Consider the following 1,954-nt stretch of genomic DNA (forward strand, 5'->3'; position numbering starts at 1 on the left):
AGATTAAGAAATGTAAAAAATAGCACTTTACTTTTTGAGTATTTGATAATTGGTTTTAAACAAAAATGTTGAAAGAAAAGCCATTTTTTCTTTCAACATTTTCAAGTTCAACAAACTATTTTAAATATTAAATACCACTTATAAAACTACCATAAGGATCTTTAAATTGAATACCTTCTGTAAATCGATGTTTACTTAGTAATTTATATTCTACTAAAGCCCAAAGCACAAATTCTTTTACAAAATAACTATCTTGTTTTGATAAATTTGGCTGATACTTTCCTAATAAATTATCAAGTGGTGAAATAGCATCTAACAGATTTTTATATTCTTTATCACGTAAATCATCTAATAACTCAAACCCTTCTTTTTGATTGAAAAACCAAGAAACTACATCATCATAAGGACTTTCTTCTTCTTGCTTTTGAAGTTTACCAATCTTAGGAAAAAACTCTTCAAATAGCCTTTTAACAGCTTCTCCAATTAAATTATAAGCAACAACTGCAGCACCTTCTTGTTCACCTTCATATACCAATTCTACTTTTCCTGTAATTGCTGGAATAATGCCAACAAAATCAGATAACCTCAACGTTGTTTGACCATCGTCATTTATTAAAGTCCGACGCTCTGCGGTACTTAATAAATTTTCTAAAGCCGTAATACTTAATCGAGCACTTACACCACTTTTAGCATCTATAAACTCACTTTCTCGCGCTTCAAAAACAATTTGCTCTAATAAATCTCTTGCTAAATCTGGAATAATGACAGTTGCATTTTGACTTTCAACTACTTTAGCTTCTTGCTCTGTAATTTTTCTAGCGGTTTCAATATCTGTTGGATAATGTGTTAAAATTTGAGAACCAATTCTATCCTTTAAAGGTGTTACAATACTACCTCTATTGGTATAATCTTCAGGGTTTGCGGTGAACAAAAATTGAATATCTAAGGGCAACCTCAACTTAAAACCTCTAATTTGAATATCGCCTTCTTGCAGAATATTAAATAATGCTACCTGAATTCTGGCTTGTAAATCTGGTAATTCATTAATAACGAAAATACATCGGTTTGCTCTAGGAATCATTCCGTAATGAATCACACGATCATCTGCATAACTTAATTTTAAATTGGCTGCTTTTATCGGGTCAACATCTCCAATAATATCAGCGACAGTTACATCTGGAGTTGCTAATTTTTCAGCAAAACGTTCACTTCTATGCAACCAAGAAATAGGCGTATTGTCACCTTTCTCTTTAATTAACTCCCGAGCATATCTCGAAATAGGCTTTAATGGATCATCGTTGATTTCTGAGCCTTCAACAAAGGGAATATATTCATCCAACAAATTCAGCATTAAACGTGCTAAACGTGTTTTTGCTTGACCCCGCAATCCTAACAAATTAATATTATGCCTTGATAAAATAGCACGTTCCAATTCTGGGATTACCGTGTTTTCATACCCATGAACACCTTCAAAAGTGGTTTCTTTATTTTTTATTTTCTGAATAAGGTTATCTCTCAATTCATCTTTTATAGATTTTGATAGGTATCCAGCTTTTTTTAAATCTCCTAGTGTTTTTATGTTTTCTGTTTTCATATTTTATTTTTTAACTTTTAACCCTCCGATTCCGATTTATAATCGGAACCACCTCCCTTAAAATTAAGGGAGGAACAAGTTTTATTTATATTTTTACTACCATTTAAAATTCAGTTACAGTCTTGTTTTTACTTGTTCTCCTCTTAAATTTAAGAGGAGATGAATTCTGATTTTTTTTAAAATCAGAAGAAAGAGGAGTTTTAACTAAAATTATCCTTTATTTCCATAAAAACAGATGCTAAATTCTCAAATACCATTTTGTTTTCAAACCTAACAACTGTATATCCTAATGCTTCTAAAACTTTTGTTCTTTCTTCATCTTTTTCTTGTGCTAGCTGATTATTGTGAACTTCACCATCT

The 1,954-nt window shown here is 30.9% G+C and carries 2 protein-coding genes; both read right to left on the reverse strand.

Annotation, left to right across the window (positions count from 1 at the left end):
• Positions 1-127: 127 nt before the first annotated feature.
• Entirely contained in the window at positions 128-1,594 is a 1,467-nt protein-coding gene (locus tag WBN21_RS14435) for a magnesium chelatase (protein ID WP_424201478.1), read from the reverse strand.
• Between the two features lie 200 nt (positions 1,595-1,794).
• Positions 1,795-1,954, reverse strand: a 160-nt coding sequence (locus WBN21_RS14440) for an endonuclease domain-containing protein (RefSeq protein WP_424201480.1), incomplete at its 5' end; no start/stop codon positions are given.

The sequence above is a fragment of the Algibacter sp. genome, assembly GCF_049667265.1.
In the GTDB taxonomy this organism is placed as follows: Bacteria; Bacteroidota; Bacteroidia; order Flavobacteriales; family Flavobacteriaceae; genus Algibacter_B.